The organism is Kytococcus aerolatus (assembly GCF_900187395.1).
Lineage (GTDB): Bacteria > Actinomycetota > Actinomycetes > Actinomycetales > Dermatophilaceae > Kytococcus > Kytococcus aerolatus.
The window spans coordinates 1-17,842 of sequence record NZ_FYEZ01000003.1; the positions used below are offsets into that span (position 1 = coordinate 1).

Sequence of the window (17,842 nt, forward strand, 5' to 3'; positions counted from 1 at the left end):
AACTCTCGGGGGTAGGGCTTAGGCACAGTGCACGTCCTTCCAGCAGCACCTCTCGGCACCACAGATCAGATGTCACCTATCCGTGCAGCAGTCCCGGCCGCCGACCTGCTCACTTGCCCGCCCGTGGTCCGCCACGCAGGCTGGGCGCATGGACGACATCAGCAGTACGGCCGGGGCCCGGGTGCGCATCGAGTGCGTGCAGGGCGACATCACGACCCAGGAGGTCGACGCGATCGTCAACGCGGCGAACTCCTCGCTCTTGGGCGGGGGTGGCGTGGACGGGGCGATCCACCGGGCTGCCGGGCCCGCGCTGCTCGCCGAGTGCCGCGAGCTGCGTGCCTCCTCCTTTCCCGGCGGGCTGGCGGTCGGTGAGGCCGTGGCCACCGGTGCGGGTGATCTGCCGGCCCGGTGGGTGGTCCACACCGTCGGCCCGAACCGGGGCGCGGGGCAGACCGACCCGGCCCTGCTGCGGGCGGCGTTCGCCAGCTCCCTGCGCGTGGCCGACGGGCTCGGGGCGACGAGCGTGGCGCTGCCGGCGGTGGGGGCGGGGGTGTACGGCTGGTCCGCCGAGGACGCCGCCCGCGAGGCGATGACAGCTACCCGGGAGTTCGTAGCGGCCGGTCCGGTGTCGGTGCACCTGGTGCGCTTCGTGCTCTTCAGCCCGGAGCTCCTGGCGGCGTTCGAGGCGGCACAGGGCTGACCCCATCCCCCGCCCCACGAGGTGTGCACCGGTCCGCATCTGGCGTGCGCCTCACAGCGAAACGCGCACCGGTCCGCACACCGACTGTCGAGATGCGCACCGGTGCGTACCTGGCGACTGGCAGACACGTGAGACGCGTACCGATGCGCACCTCTGCTGTCAGAGGTTGCCCACCAGATCCGGCAGCGCCTCCCCGGCCGGTGCCGCGATGACGTGGTCCGCCCCGTCGGGCAGCGTGGACCCGGCGGGGTTCACCTCGACCACGGGAGTCCCCAGGTCCCGCGCGATGCCCGGCACGGCTGCCGCCGGGTAGACCATGCCCGAGGTGCCCACCACCACAACGAGCTCGGCCCGCTCGGCGGCCGTCACCGTGGCCTCCAGCTCGGCCTCGGGGAGCATCTCCCCGAACCACACGATGCCCGGGCGCACCCAGCCACCGCAGGCCTCGCAGCGGGGCGGGTCGATCCGCTCGACCGGCTCCGGCACCGGCGGGAACTCCGCAGCGGACGGTGCCTCGCAGTCGGCGCACCACAGGTCGAACAGGTTGCCGTGCACGTGCGCCATCACCTCGGTGCCGGCCCGCTCGTGGAGGTCGTCGATGTTCTGCGTGCTCACCCGCAGGTCCACCCCCGGCCGCTGCTGCCAGGTGGTGATCGCCCGGTGCCCCGGGTTCGGCTCGGCGATACGGATGAGGTGCGCCCGCCAGCCGTACCAGGCCCAGCACATCGCCGGATCGGCCGCCCAGGCCTCCGGGGTGGCCAGCTGCATCGGGTCGAAGCGGGACCACAGGCCGGTCACCGCGTCACGGAAGGTGGGCACCCCGGACTCCGCCGAGGCACCGGCACCGGTGAGCACGAGCACCCGCCGGGCAGATCGGGCGAGGTCCAGGACCTCCTCCGGGACGAGCGCGGGGTCGGCGCTCACAGGGCCCCCTCCCCCGGCTGGACGTCCGCCGGCCGGTCCAGGACGAAGAGCCGCACCGTCTCGTCGTAGTAGTCGCCCGTGAGGCCCTCGTCGCGCAGGCCGAGGCGGGCACACACCCGCTGCGATGCGGTGTTCTCCGGGTCGGTCACGGCGATCACCCGGGGCAGCCCGGAGTCCCACGCGTGCTGCAGGACCCGCTCGGCCGCCTCGGTGACATACCCGCGGCCCTCGTGACCGGGGTGGACCCGCCACCCGATCTCCACGTCGGGCTCTCCCTCGGCGCGTGGGCTGCCGGCGGAGAAGGGGATCTCCTTGAGCATGAGCAGCCCGACCGGGGTCCCGTCGCTCCGGGTGATGCACCACATGCCCTGGACCGGGTGGTCGGCGTAGGACAGGAAGCGCTCGAGCTGGGCACGGGTGCGCTCCGGGGTGGTGGTGGCCTGGTCCGGGAGAAACCGGACGATGCCGGGGTGCCGGTGCAGGTCGGCGACGAACTGCTCGTCCTCCGCGGTGAAGGGGCGCAGCACGAGGCGCTCGGTGGTGAGGACGTCCATGGCCACGAGCCTAGTGAAAGCCGGACAGTCCCACTGCCACAGCACCCAAGGGCGTTGACGCCCCTCTGAGAGCGTTACTTTGGTCACATGAGGAAAAGATGAGGAATGACTCTGGGGGCGGTTTTGACACTCACTCATGCCACACCGGGGTGGGCCGACTACCCCCAACGAACCCGGTGAGCAGAGCGCCATGATCAGCGGTGAGGTCCCCTCCACGCACTGGGTGTGGAGGTCGTACAGCCCCGAAGACCGCCGCGACATCAACCGAGTCTTCTGAGGAGCAGACCATGATCACCAAGAAGTCAATGACAGCGCTCATCGTCACGTCCTGTTGTGCACTCTCTGCCTGCGGCGACTCCTCCGAGAAGGAAGTGGGCTCCCTCCACGATCTCAAGAACCCTCCAGGGGTCTCGGTGGACTACGACCCCACCAACACACCTGAGGCTGTCTCCTCCAGGGCAAAGGGAGCAGCGGTCGTGCGCCTCCTGGATGTCGAGCCTGGCCACGTGCAGGAGACTGATGGAGGCCAGCCTTTTGAATTTGTCTCGATCGCTGCGGAGATCGTCGAACCCCTCCATGGTTCCGGCACGGCGGGCGAGACGATCCACCTGGAGATGATGCTCCCGAATGGCGGCAACCTCGAGGACGTGAAGTCAAGCCTTCCGGAAGGGGACGTCGTGGCGATCTGGGGAGACCATGATGCGGAGGGTCTGGCACTCGCCGAGGGCGCACAGGTCGACGACCCGCCGAAGTTCCTCTTCGTGGACGGCCTGGTCTACGAGGACCCCGAGTCGGGGGACCTGGAGAATCCCATGGTCGCCGCGTCTGAACCGGGCTCCCCGTGGCCGGGCGCCAAGACGGTCGACGAGGTCGCACAGGACATCCGCGACAACGCCTGACCGGCGCTGAGTCCGCCAGCCCCGTCGGCCCCCCCCGAGGTCCGCACCGGTGCTGACTTCGCCTGTCACCCCTCGCCGAGGACCGCACCGGCGCCGATTTCGACAGTCGAGATCCGCACCGGTGCGGTTCTCGCGTGTTCAGGCACCCGCAGACGCTCCGGCCCCGCGCCCACCACGCCCCGTAAACTTGCGCGTTCCCCGTCCCAGCAGGTCCCAGGAGCGCGCGTGAGCGACCCCACCACCCCCAAGAACGCCACCCCCGCCCAGCAGCCCACCGCCGCCGAGCGGGTGGCCGCCGAGCAGCTGGCGATCGAGCAGGCCCATGTCGACCGGGTCCACACCGAGCTGGCCAAGGCCACCGACCGCGCCTCCCTCGTGGAGGCCGAGGGCCTGGCCCGCGGCCGCACGATGAGGACCGGTGACGTCCGGGACGAGGAGATGTCCGGCCTCTTCGAGCGCGACGCCCTGGTCTTCTCCTCCCACAAGCGCCGCGCCTCCCTGGAGATGGAGCACGAGGGCCTCGTCTTCGGACGCCTCGACCTCGACCACTCGATGCCCGACGACGGCCCCGCCGCGGGCGAGGTCCCGCAGGTCGACGAGGTCCGCTACATCGGCCGCCTCGGTGTCCGCGACGACGACTACGAGCCCCTCGTCGTCGACTGGCGCGCCCCGGCCGCCAGCGCCTTCTACCGCGCCACCCCGGTGCAGCCGCACAAGGTGGTCCGCCGCCGGGTGCTGCGCTCCCGCGCCGAGCAGGTCATCGGCATCGAGGACGACCTCATGGTCCCCGAGCCCCCGGAGGACCTGCCCGTGGTCGGTGACGGCGCCCTCATGGCCGCCCTCACCCGCTCCCGCGGGGGCCGGATGCGCGACATCGTCGCCACCATCCAGCAGCACCAGGACGAGGCGATCCGTGCCGAGGCCCGCGGCGTCACCCTCATCACCGGTGGCCCGGGGACCGGCAAGACCGTGGTGGCCCTGCACCGTGCGGCCTACCTGCTGTACACCGACCGCCGCCGCTACGAGCGGGGCGGCGTCCTGGTCATCGGCCCGAGCGCTGCGTACACGGCGTACATCGAGCGCGTGCTGCCCACCCTCGGCGAGGACTCGGTGGCTCTCCGCGCCGCCGGCGACGTGGTGGACGGCCTGACCGGCACCCGCCTGGACTCCCCCGCCGCCGCGCACGTCAAGGGCATGCTGCGGATCCGCAAGGTCCTGGCCCGCGCCGCGAAGGCCCCCGCCCCCGACGCCCCGGAGGAGCTGCGCTGCTTCGTCTCCGGGCACGCCCTGCGCATCGGCACCGCCGAGCTCCAGCGCATCCGCAACACGGTGCTGCGCGGGGTGCGTCGCAACGACGGCGCGAAGGCCGCCCGCGAGGCCCTGGCCCAGGCGGCGTGGACGCAGGCCCGCTCGCAGATGCAGGGCGAGATCCTCCGCGAGGACCGGGAGCGCTTCTTCGACCGCTTCGAGGACTCCCGCGAGGTGGACGCCTTCATGGAGTCCTGGTGGCGCCAGGTCGACCCCCGCGAGGTGGTCCTCTGGCTGGCCGACGCCGAGCGGCTCGCCGCGTGGGCGCGGGGCGTGCTCTCGCTGGAGGAGCAGGAGGCCCTGTCCGCCTCGATGCAGGTGGCCCTGGACACCGGCACCTGGTCGGTGGCCGACGCGGCCCTGGTGGACGAGGTCCTCGCCCGCATCGGGCTGCCGCAGGTGGAGGTGGACACCGAGCGCGGCTTCTACGAGATCGAGGAGCTGGAGGACGCCAGCCAGTACGGGGTCTCGGCGCTCAAGGGCGGGCAGGGGCGCGAGGAGACGGCGTACCACCAGGTCACCCCGACCACCGCCTGGGAGAAGCTGCTCCACGGCTCGATGGAGGCCCCGGAGACCTACGCCCACCTGCTGGTGGACGAGGCGCAGGACCTCTCCCCGATGCAGTGGCGCATGCTCGGGCGCCGCGGCCGGACCGCCTCGTGGACCGTGGTGGGCGACGCCGCGCAGGCCTCCTGGCCGGACGCCGAGGAGGCCCTGGCAGCCCGCGACGAGGCCTTCGGCTCGTTGCCGCGCCGCAGCTTCCACATGGACACGAACTACCGCAACGCCTCGGAGATCTTCGCCTACGCCGCGGAGTACATCCGCCGCCACGAGGCCGAGGCGGACATCCCGCAGGCCGTCCGGGAGACGGGCATCGAGCCCGAGGAGCACACGGTGGCCGTCAGCGGGGCGGAGTCCGGGGCCTGGGCCACGGCCGCCACGGAGTCCGCGACCGAGCTGCTCGACGCGGTCGAGGGCGCCATCGCGGTCATCACCCCCGAGGCGCACCGACTCGACGTGGAGGCCGCCACGCAGGAGCTGCGCGAGCAGAACCCGCGGGTCATCGTCATCGACCCGATGAGCACCAAGGGTCTGGAGTACGACGCGACCGTGGTGGTGGACCCCGAGGAGATCGTGGCCGAGTCCCCCGGCGGCGCGCGCGTGCTCTACGTGGTGTTCACCCGCGCCGCCCACCGGATGGTGGTGCTCACCGAGGGCTGACCCGCCTCAGCGGCCGGTGGGCCCGGCCGGGACGCGCACCCCCGGCACCCCGCCGTCCTCGTCCGGCACGCCGTTGAGGTAGTAGCTGTCCACGTACTGCGAGAGCGGCACGTCGCCCTCGGTCACGAGGGCGACGTGCTCGTCGGACGGCGTCACGTCCTCACCGGGAACGACCAGGTAGGCCTCGCGCCGTGCCTGCGTGACCGTGACGCCCAGGGCCTCCCACGGGTCCGGCAGCTCGTCGATGGCGTCGACGACCGCCTCGACCTGGCCCGCGGGCACCGTGGCCGTGTCGAAGCTCAGCCCGACGGGCTCGTCCCCGCCGACCGCCGAGGCACTCAGCTCACAGCCCACGGTGACGCCTCCCTGGACCGAGCGCAGGGCACGGTCCAGCTGCGCCACCTGCTCCCGGGCGACCTGGTCGATCTCCGCATCGGGTACGAGGAGCGAGACGCGCGACGAGGTCACCATGGCCACCTGGCTCTCGCCGGGCTCGACCGGCTGGGCGTCGGGGGCCGCTGCCTCGAGGGCGGAGACCGTCCGCAGGGTGCGCCGGTCGTCCGCCTCGTCGCTGCTCAGCAGGAAGGTCACGCCGTCCCGCTCACCCACGACGTCCGCGGGCTCCTCTCCAGCAGGCCTGGCCGCGCCCATCCCGTCCGACACGGCCAGGACCTCCCCGTCCGACGTGCCGGGGGCGAAGTGCAGGGTCGTCAGGGCCACCGGCCGGGTGCCCCCGAACAACCGGTCCGGCTTCTCGCGCACCTCCGAGTCGACGGCCTCCACACCGGGCTGGTCGCGAGCCCACGCCTCGAACTCCTCGACCTGGCCCTCGTCCACACCCGAGCCGCAGGCCGTGAGCAGCACGAGCCCCGCCACCGCCAGGAGAACAGACGTGCGCCTCATGTCCTCACCGTAGAGGGCACGAGGCGCACGCGAGTCCCCCTGCGGTCAGACCGCCTCGCGCCCGGGGCCAGCTCGTGGCGCACGATGGACTGTTCACGGCCCGGCCCCACGCCGATCACGCTGATGCGCGTCCCGACGAGCTCCTCCAGGCGCAGCACGTAGTCCTGCGCGGCCTGCGGCAGGTCGGCGAAGTCACGCACCCCGGAGATGTCCTCGACCCAGCCCGGGTGGTCCTCGTAGACCGGCTCGGAGTGGTGGAAGTCGCTCTGCGACATCGGCATCTCGTCGAAGTACACCCACTCGCCCTCGGTGCGGCCGTCGCCCAGCCCGGAGGCCTCGGCCACCGGCACCCGGTAGCCCGTGGCAATGCGGAGGGTCTCGAAACCAGTCAGCGTGTCCAGCTTGGTGAGCACCATGTCCGTCAGGCCGTTCACGCGCGTGGCGTACCGGCCCACCAGGGCGTCGGCCCAGCCGCAGCGACGCGGGCGGCCGGTCGTGGTCCCGAACTCGCCACCGGCCTGGCGCAGCGCCTCACCGGTCTCGTCGAGCAGCTCGGTCGGGAAGGGCCCCTCCCCCACGCGAGTGGTGTACGCCTTGAAGATGCCGACCACGCGGTCCATGCGGGTCGGCGCCATGCCGGACCCGGTCGACGCCCCCGCCGAGACGCACGAGGACGAGGTGACGAAGGGGTAGGTGCCGTGGTCGACGTCGAGCATCGTGGCCTGGCCGGCCTCGAAGAGCACGGTCTGGTCAGCGTCCAGGGCACGCGCGATCTCCAGGCCGGAGTCGACCACCATCGGGCGGAGCCGGTCGACGTACGAGCGCAGCTCGGACACCACCTCGTCGACCTCCACCGCGCGCCGGTTGTAGGTCTTCACGAGCAGCTCGTTCTTCCGCTCCAGCGCCGCCTCGACCTTCTGGCGCAGGATCGACTCGTCGAAGAGGTCCTGCACGCGGATGCCGATGCGGTTCATCTTGTCGGCGTAGGTCGGGCCGATGCCGCGCCCGGTGGTCCCGATCTTCCGCTTGCCGAGGAAGCGCTCGCTGACCTTGTCGAGCGTGGTGTTGTACGGCGCGATGACGTGCGCGTTGGCGCTCACCTTGAGCTTGGAGGTGTCCACACCGCGGGCGTTGAGCGCCTCGATCTCCTCGAAGAGCACGCCGAGGTCCACCACGACGCCGTTGCCGATCACCGGGGTGACCCCCGGGCTGAGGATGCCGCTGGGCAGCAGGTGGAGGGCGTACTTCTCCTCGCCGATGACCACGGTGTGGCCGGCGTTGTTGCCGCCGTTGAACTTCACCACCAGGTCCACGCGGTCGCCGAGCTGGTCGGTGGCCTTGCCCTTGCCCTCGTCGCCCCACTGGGCGCCCACGATCACGATCGCCGGCATGCCGGCTCCCTTCGTCCGCGCTGGTACGGGTGCCCGGCGGCGCTCCCGCCGGACGTACCGGCCGACAGTGCCCCGGTGCCGCCGTGCAGGGCGGTCGGGTGCGGCGCGGGGCCGGTACCGGTCGAGTCTATCGGGGTGTCCAGCGCTCACCGGGGGCAACCGGTTGCTCCCACGACCGTCACAGGGGCAACCGGTTGCCCCCGGTGGGCTCAGGCCGTGGGAACCACGAGCACCGCCCAGGAGAGCACCGGGGCGAGCAGGACGATGGCCCCGCCCCACTGCATGAGGCGCTTGAACACGAGCTCGCGCTGGTCGGCCTCCGCATTGGCCACCACCAGGGCACCGTTCGTGGAGAAGGGGCTGCAGTCCACCACCGAGCTCGAGATGGCCAGGGCCGCCACCAGCCCCACCGCCGACACCTGGTCGGTGAGCAGGAAGGGCACCGCCAGCGGGATGAGCGCCCCGATGATGCCGGTCGTCGAGGCCAGGGCGGAGACCACGGCCCCGATGAGGCAGATGAGGAAGGCGGCCAGCAGCGGCGCACCCACCCCGGCCACGCCCTCGCCCAGCCAGTCCACGACGCCCTGGTTCTGCAGGAGCGACACGTAGGTGACGATGCCGGCAATGAGCAGCACCGTGCCCCAGCTGATCTGCTCCACCGCTCCCTTGGCGGCCTCGGGGAAGACCAGGGTGAGGGCGACGGCGATGGTCAGCGCGGTGAAGCCGACATCCAGGTCGAAGCCCAGCGCCCCGACGAGCAGGACCAGCATGCCGACCAGGGTCAGGACCCGCTGCGGGTTCAGCCGGGTGGCGTCGTCGCCGGCCTCGTCGGCCCGGGTGGAGCGGTGCGCCTCGACCGCGGAGTGAGGCTCGCCGGAGGCACTGCGCCGCCACGGTGTCACCCCATCACCGCCGGGCAGGCCGGTCACCTCGTCGAACTCGCGCCCCCGGGCCACGAGCTGGCGTCCGCCGAAGGCCACGTAGGCGACGGCGGCGATGAGGGTGGAGGCCAGGAAGGTGGTGGCGAACAGGACCCCCTGGTTGCCGGGGATGCCGTTGCTCTCCACCACCCCGTTGGTGATGGAGCCGAAGATGCCGATCGGCGAGAAGCTGCCCGCCGTGGCGCCCTGCACCACCATCATCCCCATCATGAGCGGGTTGATGCGGTAGCGCAGCGCGAAGCCCATGGCCACCGGGGCGACGATCGCCACCGCTGCCGGGCTCACCGCCCCCATGGCGGTGACCGCGGCGCAGACGAGGAACATGGCCCACGGGACCAGCGCCACACGCCCACCGACCGCGCGGACCGCCGAGTGGACGATCCAGTCGACCGTGCCGTTGTTCTTGGCCAGGGCGAACAGGTAGGTGACACCCACCAGGATCACGAAGAGGTCGGCCGGGAAACCGTCCAGGACGTCGTCGACGGTCACGCCGTAGATCGTGAGCCCGACGACGAAGCTCGCCACCAGCGCCAGGGCACCCATGTTCACGCCGCGCAGGGTCGCCACCAGGAACACGACGGCGAGCACGAGCAGGGCGATGATCTCGTGGGACATGCTGCCTCCTTGGATCGCGCGAGCCAGCTGTGACCCACGTCATGGATTCCCGGAGTCTGCCAGTGGACTAGCCACCTGACAACCACTCCACGAAGGCCGCCCCCGGCGCTACCATCCCGACATGGCCAGCGCCCCCGACCGCCCCGCACTCCCGCCCGTCCGGCGGGAGCGTCTCCACGACCGCCTGGCCACCCACATCGCCGACTTCATCGACGCCCAGGGGCTCTCCGCCGGCGACCGCCTCCCCTCCGAGCGACAGCTGGCCGCCGAGCTCGGCGTCAGCCGGGCCACCCTCTCCCGCGCCCTCGCCTCCCTGGAGACCCAGGGGCGCATCGAGGTGCGCCACGGCGTCGGCGCGCTCGTCCGCTCCCCCGAGGAGGGCGGGGCGGCCACCGCGCTGGCCAGCACCCTCGCCCGGAGCACGCAGGAGGAGTCCGCGGCCGCCCGCGAGGCGATCCTCGCCGGCCTGGCCCGCGCCGCCGCCAGCAACCCCCGCGACGCGCTGCGCATCGCGATGCTGGCCCCCGACGGCACCGCCCGGGACTTTGGCGAGACCTGGCGCTGCATCCGTCACCTGGCGGGCTCCGAGCTGCTCGGGGGACTGGACGACCTGCTGGCGGAGAGCGCTCCCGCCCCCACCGACTCGCCGGCCCTCCGCTCCACCCTGGGGGAGCTGGCCGAGGCCGTGGTCCGCGGTGACGCGAGCGCCGCCGCCACCCTGTGCGACGGCCTGCTCAGCGCCGGGCGCGCCCCGGCCGCCCCGCCGACCGCCTCGACCTCACCCGCGGCCGGAGCGGACGCCTAGCCGGGCCACGACCTCCGCGGCCAGGCCCCGGGCCAGCTCCTCCTCGGAGAGGCTCGCCTCGGGGACGACGCCGTGGACCAGCCCGGCCTCGAGCATCGCCCCGGCCCCCACCTGCTGCCGGCGCGCCATCTCTGCGGCGTGCTCGACGTCCCCGTGCACGATGAGGCTGGCCCCCTCGGGCGGGAGCGGCGAGAGCCAGGCGTTCTCCAGCGCGAGGACCTCGTCGGCCGCCATGAGCGCCAGCGCGCCCCCACCGCACCCCTGGCCGAGGACGACCGCCAGCGTGGGCACGCTCAACGTGGCCAGCCGGCCGATGCAGCGCGCGATCTCCCCGGCCATGGCCCGCTCCTCGGCCTCCTGGCTCAGCTCCGCCCCGGGGGTGTCGATGACGGTCACCACCGGAAGCCCCATCTCCTCGGCGAGGTTCATGGCCCGGTGCGCCTGCCGCAGGGCGGCGGGCCCCATGGCCGAGGTGGGCGTCTGCCGCGAGCGGTCCTGACCGATGACGACGCAGGGCATCCCGTCGAGACGCGTGAGGGCTACGAGGATCGAGTCGTCGAGCTCCCCCCGCTTGGTCCCCCGGAGGGTCAGCGTGCCGCTGGCGGCGTGCTCGAGCAGACCCCGCACCCCCATCCGGTCGGCCCGGCGGGTGGCCTGGATGGCCTCCCAGGGGTCCGTCGGCGGCTGGGCCGGGGACTGCGGGCGCTCGAGACGCGGCTCACCCGCGGGGTCGGTGAGCACACCGAGCGCCAGCCCGACGAGGGTGCGCAGGTCCTCGGTGGCCACCACCCGGTCGATGACCCCGTGCCGCGCCAGGTTCTCCGACTGCTGCACCCCCTCGGGGAAGGGCTCGCCGTGCAACCCCTCGTACACGCTCGGCCCGAGGAAGCCCACGAGGGCGCCCGGCTCGGCGACGGTGACGTGACCCAGCGAGCCCCAGGAGGCGAAGACGCCCCCCGTGGTGGGGTGGCGCAGGTGCACCAGGTAGGGCAGGCCGGCCCGGCGGTGCTCCATGATCGCCCGGGAGATGGAGACCATCTCCACGAAGGCGGGGGTGCCCTCCTGCATGCGCGTGCCCCCGGAGGCGGTGCTGGCCAGCAGCGGGAGCCCCTCGGCGGTGGCCCGACGGACCGCGTCGACGAGCCGCTGGGCCGCCACCCGGCCGATGGACCCGCCGAGGAAGGAGAACTCACCCACCATGACGGCCACGGGGCGGCCGTCGACGGCTCCCCGACCGGTGAGGACCGACTCGTCCTCCCCGGAGCGCGCGCGGGCCCGCTGAAGGGAGGCGGCGTACTCGGGGTCGATCTCGCCGGGGTCGGCCGGGCGGTCCCAGCTCGTGAACGAACCGGGGTCCAGCACGAGCTCGATGAGCTCGCGGGCCCCGTACCGGCGTGGGCGGGTGGTCTCGGTGGTCGGGACAGCGTTCATGGCACCTCCGCATCGGGCCCGGGCCCTGTCACGGCGTGGCCAGGTGGACCAGTGGACTGGCCAGTGGGCTGCTGCCACTATGGCACCCCACCTGCACCACGTCCAGACCCCGGACCCCGGAGGAGCCCCATGACCCTCGGCACTGCCCTGCTGGTCGTGCTCACCGGCCTCGTGGCCGGCGGCCTGACGGCGACGGTCGGCGTGGCCTCCCTGGTGAGCTTCCCCGTGCTCGTGGCGCTGGGGATGCCGCCGGTGCTGGCCAACATGACCAACGCGGTGGGGCTGGTGCCCTCCGGCCTGGGCAGCGGCTGGGGCCTGCGCCGGGAGATCCGCCGCCACCCCCGGCTCAACGCCTGGACGCTCGGCCTCACCGGCCTCGGCGGGGCCCTGGGCGCCCTGCTCCTCATGCGGCTGCCGGCGGGCGTCTTCGAGGCGATCGCCCCCTGGCTCATCCTGTTCACCTGCGGCCTGGTGGCCGCCCAGCCCCGGATCTCGGCCTTCCTGCGCCAGCGCCGCGAGGAGCAGGGGCAGACGGGCCACCGGCAGCAGCTCACCCCGTCGAGCATGCTCATCACCCTGGCCATCGGGGTCTACGGCGGGTACTTCGGGGCGGGGGCCGGGGTCATGATGCTGGCCCTGCTGGTGCTGAGCCTGGACGTGGGGCTGCAGGAGCTCAACGCCACCCGGTCGCTGTCGATGCTGGCCTCCAAGCTCACGGCTGCGGCCCTCTTCGTCACCGTGGCCGAGGTGGACTGGGCCGTGGCCGGGCTGCTCGCGGCTGGCTCCCTGGTGGGCGGGTACGCCGGGGCCCGCGTGGCACGCCGCCTGCCGGATGCCGTGCTGCGCGGCGCGGTCATCGCCGGGGGCACCGCCGCGGCACTGGGGCTGCTGCTCTCGTGAGCACCGGGGGGGGGGACGGTGGGGCGGGACGGGGCGGGTGCGGTCAGACTGGGCCGGTGCCCGACCTCCACCCACCCCACGTCCTCTACGAGGCACGCCTGGCCACGTGGAGCCGGGTGCTCGGACTCGTGCTCGTGGGCGCCTCGCTCCTGGGGGCGGCTGCCTGCGTGGCCGCGGCGCTCACCGCGGAGCAGGGCGGGGTCCGGCTGGCCTTCGTGCTCCTGACCCTGGCCTGGCTCGCCGTGGCCGCCGCCGCGGCGAGGGCCACCGGCCAACGGTTCACCGTGACGTCCCAGGGCCTGGAGATGCGCGGCATCCTGCGCACGGTGCGGCTGGCCTGGGCGGAGGTCCACCGCATCGAGGCCGATCGGCGCTTCTGGGCGCACGGCGGGGTGCTCGTCCACGCGACGAACGGCCGTCGCCACCGGCCCGCCATCACCCGGTCCCGGTACGCCGTCCACCGCGGGGAATCGGTGCGGGAGGCCTTCGAGCCCGCCGGGCCGCGGCCGCTGCGAGCCGCCGTCGCCGCGCACCAGCAGTACCTGGCGTGGGCGACGCGGCCTCCCCGGCAGGGCGTCCCACCGCACGGTCGCTGACCCCCTGCGGCGACCAGGCCGGCCGCGGCCGTCTCCCCCGCAGACCCCGGGCACCCGGGACACCCGGGGTCGCTGCACCCTGTGATCGCCCCGCGCGCCCCGGACACCCGAGATGCGCACCGGTGCCGCCCGGGCCCGACGCCCGACGCGAGAACCGCACCGGTACGCACGCCGACTGTCGAGGTGCGTACCGGTGCGGTTCTCGGTCAGGGGTGACACATGGGATGCGCACCGGTGCGCATCTCGCGTGTTGGGGTCGGGGCGGCCCCGCGGATCGTGGGCGGGCCGGCCTCAGAGGCCGAGGGCCTCGTACGCCTCCGCGCTGGAGTCCTTGAGGAACTCGCGGCAGCGGTGCTCCTCCTCGGTCTCGCCGATCTCCCCGGCGGCCCGGCTCAGCGCGGCCACGCAGCGCAGGAAGCCACGGTTCGGCACGTGCGCCCACGGGATCGGCCCCTGCCCGCGCCAGCCCGACCGGCGCAGCGCGTCGAGCCCACGGTGGTAACCGGTCCGGGCGAAGGCGTAGCCCTCCACGGTCAGCCCGTCCTCCAGCGCCGCCTCGGCCAGCTCGGCCCAGGCCGCGGACGAGGTCGGCGCGGCGGAGACCACGGCACGGGCGTCCTGACCACCCTCCAGGGCGGTCACGGCCGGGTCCTCCGGCAGCTCGGTGGCGGGGATGCCCAGCAGGTTCTCGCCGGCCATCAGCGGTGGGTCCCAGCGGAGTTGAGGTCCTCGCAGGCCTCGACGACGCGCTTGGCCATGGCCTCCTCGGCCACCTTGCCCCAGGAGCGCGGGTCGTACTTCTTCTTGTTGCCGACCTCGCCGTCGACCTTCAGCACCTCGGAGTAGTTCTCCATCATGTAGCCGGCGATCGGGCGGGTGAAGGCGTACTGGGTGTCGGTGTCCACGTTCATCTTCACCACGCCGTAGCTCACCGCGTCGGCGATCTCCTGCTCGGTGGAGCCCGAGCCGCCGTGGAAGACCAGGTCCAGCGGCCGGTCGCCAGCGGCGGCACCGAACTCGGCGACGATGGCCTCCTGCGCCTGCTTGAGGATCTCCGGGCGCAGCTTGACGTTGCCCGGCTTGTACACGCCGTGCACGTTCCCGAAGGTCAGGGCGGCCATGTAGCGGCCCTTCTCCCCCAGCCCGAGGGCCTTGACCATGTCGATGGCATCCTGCGGGGAGGTGTACAGCTTGTCGTTGATCTCGTTCGCGACGCCGTCCTCCTCACCGCCGACGATGCCGATCTCGACCTCGAGGATGATGTCCGCCGCCGCGCAGCGCTCCAGGAGCTCGGCGCCGATCTGCAGGTTCTCGTCCAGCGGCACCGCGGAGCCGTCCCACATGTGCGACTGGAAGATCGGCGTGCCGTTCTTCTTGACCTCCTCGGCGGAGGCCTCCAGCAGCGGGCGCACGAAGCCGTCGAGCTTGTCCTTCGGGCAGTGGTCGGTGTGCAGGGCGATGTTCACGTCGTAGTTCTTCGCGACCTCGCGGGCGAAGGCGGCGAAGGCCTTGGCGCCGGTGACCATGTCCTTGATCGTCGGGCCGGAGAAGTACTCCGAGCCACCGGTGGAGACCTGGATGATGCCGTCGGAACCGGCCTCGGCGAAGCCGCGGATGGCAGCGTTCAGGGTCTGGGAGGAGCTGACGTTGATGGCCGGGTAGGCGAACTTCTCCGCCTTGGCCCGGTCCAGCATGTCGCGGTAGACCTCGGGGGTTGCGATGGGCATGTGCGTCTCCTGTCGAGTCCGTCCTGTACCGGTGCACGGCGCGGCTCGCCCCACGGGCGCGGCCGGCACCGTTGCCGTCCGCCAGCCATCTTGTCAGACGCCGTCAGGCGGCCGTGACTCTCAGGCGGGCAGGCCGTGGACGTGCTGGCGCACCCAGGCGTGCATCGCGATGGCGGCCGCCGCCCCGGCGTTGATCGACCGCGTGGAGCCGAACTGCTCGATGTGCAGCACCGCCTCGCAGTGCGCCAGAACCTCGGGGGTGAGCCCCGGCCCCTCCTGCCCGAAGACCATCACACACTCGACGGGCAGCGCGTGTCCCTCGATCCCCACCGAGCCCGGCAGGTTGTCGATGCCGACGAGCGGCAGGCCCACGCCCCCGTCCCGACGGGGCGCGGAGCCGGCCCACCGCGCGAGCGCCGCGGCGTCGGGGTGGTGGTGCTCGTGCTGGTAGCGGTCGGTGACCATCGCCCCCCGCCGGTTCCACCGCCGCCTCCCGACGATGTGGAAGGCCGCCGCGTTGAACGCGTTAGCGGTGCGGATCACCGAGCCGATGTTGAAGTCGTGCCCCCAGTTCTCCACCGCCACGTGCAGGCCGTGACGCCGGGTGTCCAGCTCGGCCACGATCGCCTCGTGCCGCCAGTAGCGGTACTGGTCGAGCACGTTGCGGCGGTCGCCCTCGCGCAGGAGCTGCGGGTCCAGGTGGGCGGGCAGCGCCCCGTCGGCGTCGGTGGGCCAGAGACCCTCCCACGGGCCGACACCGATCTCACGCTCGGGTGGGGTCTGGTCGGTCACCCGGCCATCCTGCCAAGGCCGCACCGCCGCCCGTGCGTCAGGCCGCGGCGGCCACCGGCGCGGGAGCTCCTGCCTGCTCCTCCCGCTGAGCGGCCTCCTGGCGGGCGAGCTCCCGGGAGATGCCCGGCAGCCGCCACCCGGTGGCCGCGAGCAGCACGAGGGCAGCCGTGCCCAGCACGAGGAAGGCCGTGCGCGGCTCCAGCAGGCTCCCCACCACCGCACCGGTGCACAGGGCGCACACCGTGCCCATCTTGGTGACGCCGCTGAACCCGGCGAGGACCGCCCCCCGACGCTCCTCCGGGGCACTGGTGATGGTCACCGTGACCGCGCTGGAGACCACCATCGCCTGCATGACGCCGAGGGCGACCTGCCCGGCGGCGTAGAACCAGAAGCTGGGTGCCATCCCGATCCAGAGCAGGGTGAAGCCGCCCAGCGCCAGGCCAGCCACCAGCACGTGGACCCGCTTGGACGGGCTGACGACCTTCGCCGTCGCCCACGCGCCGGCGACACCACCGATCGCCGCGAAGGCCTCGCTGATGCCGTACTCGGCCTCGCTGGCCCCGATGGGGCCGCGCACCAGGAAGACCTCGACCACGTTCGAGGCCCCCTGCGCGACGATGAAGGCGAAGAGCGTGGTCGCGATGACGGCGGCGGCCGGCACGGTGCGCAGGACCCCCACTCCGCGGGAGACCTGCCCGAAAGGGGTCCGCCGCCAGAAGCGCGCCCAGGGGCCGTGCTCCGCGGCAGCCCGGCGGGCCTCCTCCCGGGACTCGCGCAGCAGCTCGTCGGCCGGGCCGCCGCGACGCGTCCGCAGCAGGAGGGCGGGGACCAGGATGGACGCCGTGAGGGCCGTGGTCATCCCCAGCGCCGCCGCCCCGGAGACCAGACCGAAGACGACCCCGCCGATGCCGGCACCCAGCGGGCCGGAGATGCTGGACGCCCCCTGCTGCCAGGAGAACACGGCCCCCACGCGCTCCTCCCCCACGATGCGGGGCACGAGGGCGTCCCACACGGGCTGGCTGAAGGTGGACCCGGTCTGGAAGAGGAAGGCCATCGCCACCACGAGCGGCACGGCGAGCTCGCGGGGCGCCCAGAGCACGGCGGCCGTCACCGCCAGCGCCCCCACCACCTGGACCGCCGTCCCCAGCACCAGGACACGCCGGGAGTCGTACTGGTCCGCGGTGTCCCCGGCGGTCGCCATGAAGAAGAGCGGCGGCAGGGCGACGCTCACCATGACGGCCGCCATGGCGACGGCGCCGAAGCCGGCCCCCTCGACCCAGAGCATGAGGGCAACCATGAGCATGCGAGACGCCCCGACGGTCAGGGCCCGACCGGTGATGACGCGGCGCACGTCGGGCACGCGGAGGATCCGCTCGGTGGAACCGGGTGCCCACTCCTCGTCCGCCCCCTCGACGGACTCCACCCCGGGCGGGGGCAGGGCAGCGCGCGTCGAGGACATGCGCGCACCGTAGGTCGCGTTCGGTCAAGACCAGGTCGGACGCCGGTCAAGACTTGGTCAGGATGCTGCGAAGGGTTCGGATCCCCTCCAGGACGGGTCAGGCCAGGCCGATGTCGGCCAGCCCCAGCGCGGCCCGGTACTCCAGGCCGGCGTCGGCGATGACCCGGTCGGCCCCCGAGGAGCGATCCACGATGACGGCCACGGCCACCACCTCGGCGCCCTCCTCCCGCAGGGCCTCCACGGCGGTGAGCGGAGAGCCACCGGTGGTGGAGGTGTCCTCGACGACGAGCACCCGGCGCCCCTTCACCTCCGGGCCCTCGATGCGCTTCTGCAGGCCGTGGGCCTTGCCGGCCTTGCGGACCACGAAGGCGTCCAGCTCGCGACCGCGCGCGTGGGCGGCGTGCAGCATCGCGGTGGCCACCGGGTCGGCGCCCATGGTGAGCCCACCCACGGCGTCGAACTCGAGGTCCTCGGTGAGGTCGAGCATGACCTCACCGACCAGCGGGGCGGTCCCGGCGGCGAGGGTGACGCGGCGCAGGTCCACGTAGTAGTCCGCCTCCGCACCGGAGGAGAGCGTCACCTTCCCGTGCACGACGGCGGCGGCGGCCACGCGGCGGGCGAGCTCGCGGGCGGCATCGGTGGTGGCGCGGGGGGCGGGGGCGGGCTGCGAGGTCAT

At 73.1% G+C, this 17,842-nt stretch carries 17 protein-coding genes; 6 read left to right on the forward strand and 11 right to left on the reverse strand.

What is annotated here, in order from left to right; translation table 11 throughout:
- Positions 1-148 precede the first annotated feature (148 nt).
- The gene (locus CFT82_RS09370) at positions 149-700 is read left to right on the forward strand and encodes an O-acetyl-ADP-ribose deacetylase (RefSeq protein ID WP_088818878.1); all 552 of its coding nucleotides are present in this window, start codon (positions 149-151) and stop codon (positions 698-700) included.
- A 159-nt stretch (positions 701-859) separates the two neighbouring features.
- On the opposite strand, the gene CFT82_RS09375 is transcribed toward CFT82_RS09370, so the two are convergent.
- Together CFT82_RS09375 and CFT82_RS09380 are read right to left on the reverse strand one after the other, a co-directional pair.
- Positions 860-1,624: an SIR2 family NAD-dependent protein deacylase gene (locus tag CFT82_RS09375; protein WP_088818879.1), complete on the reverse strand. Its 765-nt coding sequence runs from the start codon at positions 1,622-1,624 to the stop codon at positions 860-862.
- Positions 1,621-2,178, reverse strand: coding sequence for a GNAT family N-acetyltransferase (locus CFT82_RS09380; protein ID WP_159461899.1), 558 nt, complete (start codon positions 2,176-2,178; stop codon positions 1,621-1,623). Before CFT82_RS09380 ends, CFT82_RS09375 begins: the two co-directional genes overlap by 4 nt.
- A gap of 287 nt (positions 2,179-2,465) precedes the next feature.
- On the opposite strand from CFT82_RS09380, the gene CFT82_RS09385 reads away from it, so the two are divergent.
- A complete protein-coding gene (locus tag CFT82_RS09385; RefSeq protein ID WP_088818881.1) occupies positions 2,466-3,077 on the forward strand; it encodes a hypothetical protein in 612 nt (203 codons plus the stop codon).
- 225 nt (positions 3,078-3,302) lie between these two features.
- Positions 3,303-5,606, forward strand: a complete 2,304-nt coding sequence (locus tag CFT82_RS09390) for a HelD family protein (protein ID WP_143469592.1) — start codon at positions 3,303-3,305, stop codon at positions 5,604-5,606.
- Positions 5,607-5,612: 6 nt separating this feature from the next.
- On the opposite strand, the gene CFT82_RS09395 is transcribed toward CFT82_RS09390, so the two are convergent.
- The 3 genes from CFT82_RS09395 to CFT82_RS09405 form a co-directional block, all read right to left on the reverse strand.
- Complete coding sequence (locus CFT82_RS09395; RefSeq protein ID WP_143469594.1) at positions 5,613-6,509, reverse strand: hypothetical protein; 897 nt, start codon at positions 6,507-6,509, stop codon at positions 5,613-5,615.
- Positions 6,506-7,900: an adenylosuccinate synthase gene (locus tag CFT82_RS09400; RefSeq protein WP_088818883.1), complete on the reverse strand. Its 1,395-nt coding sequence runs from the start codon at positions 7,898-7,900 to the stop codon at positions 6,506-6,508. The genes CFT82_RS09395 and CFT82_RS09400 overlap by 4 nt, the downstream gene beginning before the upstream one ends.
- 209 nt (positions 7,901-8,109) lie before the next feature.
- Complete coding sequence (locus tag CFT82_RS09405) at positions 8,110-9,456, reverse strand: SLC13 family permease (protein ID WP_088818884.1); 1,347 nt, start codon at positions 9,454-9,456, stop codon at positions 8,110-8,112.
- A 121-nt stretch (positions 9,457-9,577) separates the two neighbouring features.
- On the opposite strand from CFT82_RS09405, the gene CFT82_RS09410 reads away from it, so the two are divergent.
- Positions 9,578-10,261, forward strand: coding sequence for a FadR/GntR family transcriptional regulator (locus tag CFT82_RS09410; RefSeq protein WP_088818885.1), 684 nt, complete (start codon positions 9,578-9,580; stop codon positions 10,259-10,261).
- On the opposite strand, the gene CFT82_RS09415 is transcribed toward CFT82_RS09410, so the two are convergent.
- Positions 10,235-11,692, reverse strand: coding sequence for a carboxyl transferase domain-containing protein (locus CFT82_RS09415; protein ID WP_088818886.1), 1,458 nt, complete (start codon positions 11,690-11,692; stop codon positions 10,235-10,237). The genes CFT82_RS09410 and CFT82_RS09415 overlap by 27 nt on opposite strands.
- Before the next feature lie 129 nt (positions 11,693-11,821).
- On the opposite strand from CFT82_RS09415, the gene CFT82_RS09420 reads away from it, so the two are divergent.
- On the forward strand, positions 11,822-12,592 hold the full coding sequence (locus CFT82_RS09420; protein WP_088818887.1) for a sulfite exporter TauE/SafE family protein: 771 nt from the start codon (positions 11,822-11,824) through the stop codon (positions 12,590-12,592).
- 56 nt (positions 12,593-12,648) lie between these two features.
- A complete protein-coding gene (locus tag CFT82_RS09425; RefSeq protein ID WP_088818888.1) occupies positions 12,649-13,188 on the forward strand; it encodes a PH domain-containing protein in 540 nt (179 codons plus the stop codon).
- Between the two features lie 291 nt (positions 13,189-13,479).
- On the opposite strand, the gene CFT82_RS09430 is transcribed toward CFT82_RS09425, so the two are convergent.
- The 5 genes from CFT82_RS09430 to pyrE form a co-directional block, all read right to left on the reverse strand.
- Entirely contained in the window at positions 13,480-13,887 is a 408-nt protein-coding gene (locus CFT82_RS09430) for a DUF3151 domain-containing protein (RefSeq protein WP_088818889.1), read from the reverse strand.
- Complete coding sequence (fbaA, locus tag CFT82_RS09435) at positions 13,887-14,915, reverse strand: class II fructose-bisphosphate aldolase (protein ID WP_088818890.1); 1,029 nt, start codon at positions 14,913-14,915, stop codon at positions 13,887-13,889. The genes CFT82_RS09430 and fbaA overlap by 1 nt, the downstream gene beginning before the upstream one ends.
- Before the next feature lie 120 nt (positions 14,916-15,035).
- Complete coding sequence (locus tag CFT82_RS09440) at positions 15,036-15,707, reverse strand: TrmH family RNA methyltransferase (RefSeq protein WP_200815123.1); 672 nt, start codon at positions 15,705-15,707, stop codon at positions 15,036-15,038.
- Between the two features lie 37 nt (positions 15,708-15,744).
- Positions 15,745-17,166 carry an MFS transporter gene (locus tag CFT82_RS09445; RefSeq protein ID WP_088818892.1) on the reverse strand — a complete coding sequence of 474 codons (1,422 nt, stop codon included), beginning with the start codon at positions 17,164-17,166 and terminating at the stop codon, positions 15,745-15,747.
- A 97-nt stretch (positions 17,167-17,263) separates the two neighbouring features.
- Positions 17,264-17,842, reverse strand: a complete 579-nt coding sequence (gene pyrE / locus CFT82_RS09450; protein WP_088818893.1) for an orotate phosphoribosyltransferase — start codon at positions 17,840-17,842, stop codon at positions 17,264-17,266.

Bases quoted from the DNA above. Each gene is read 5' to 3' on its own strand.
- CFT82_RS09370 (WP_088818878.1), top strand. From the start codon at position 149: ATGGACGACATCAGCAGTACGGCCGGGGCCCGGGTGCGCATCGAGTGC.
- CFT82_RS09380 (WP_159461899.1), bottom strand. From the start codon at position 2,178: ATGGACGTCCTCACCACCGAGCGCCTCGTGCTGCGCCCCTTCACCGCG.
- CFT82_RS09385 (WP_088818881.1), top strand. From the start codon at position 2,466: ATGATCACCAAGAAGTCAATGACAGCGCTCATCGTCACGTCCTGTTGT.
- CFT82_RS09395 (WP_143469594.1), bottom strand. From the start codon at position 6,509: ATGAGGCGCACGTCTGTTCTCCTGGCGGTGGCGGGGCTCGTGCTGCTC.
- CFT82_RS09400 (WP_088818883.1), bottom strand. From the start codon at position 7,900: ATGCCGGCGATCGTGATCGTGGGCGCCCAGTGGGGCGACGAGGGCAAG.
- CFT82_RS09405 (WP_088818884.1), bottom strand. From the start codon at position 9,456: ATGTCCCACGAGATCATCGCCCTGCTCGTGCTCGCCGTCGTGTTCCTG.
- CFT82_RS09410 (WP_088818885.1), top strand. From the start codon at position 9,578: ATGGCCAGCGCCCCCGACCGCCCCGCACTCCCGCCCGTCCGGCGGGAG.
- CFT82_RS09415 (WP_088818886.1), bottom strand. From the start codon at position 11,692: ATGAACGCTGTCCCGACCACCGAGACCACCCGCCCACGCCGGTACGGG.
- CFT82_RS09420 (WP_088818887.1), top strand. From the start codon at position 11,822: ATGACCCTCGGCACTGCCCTGCTGGTCGTGCTCACCGGCCTCGTGGCC.
- CFT82_RS09430 (WP_088818889.1), bottom strand. From the start codon at position 13,887: ATGGCCGGCGAGAACCTGCTGGGCATCCCCGCCACCGAGCTGCCGGAG.
- fbaA (WP_088818890.1), bottom strand. From the start codon at position 14,915: ATGCCCATCGCAACCCCCGAGGTCTACCGCGACATGCTGGACCGGGCC.
- CFT82_RS09445 (WP_088818892.1), bottom strand. From the start codon at position 17,166: ATGTCCTCGACGCGCGCTGCCCTGCCCCCGCCCGGGGTGGAGTCCGTC.
- pyrE (WP_088818893.1), bottom strand. From the start codon at position 17,842: ATGACCTCGCAGCCCGCCCCCGCCCCCCGCGCCACCACCGATGCCGCC.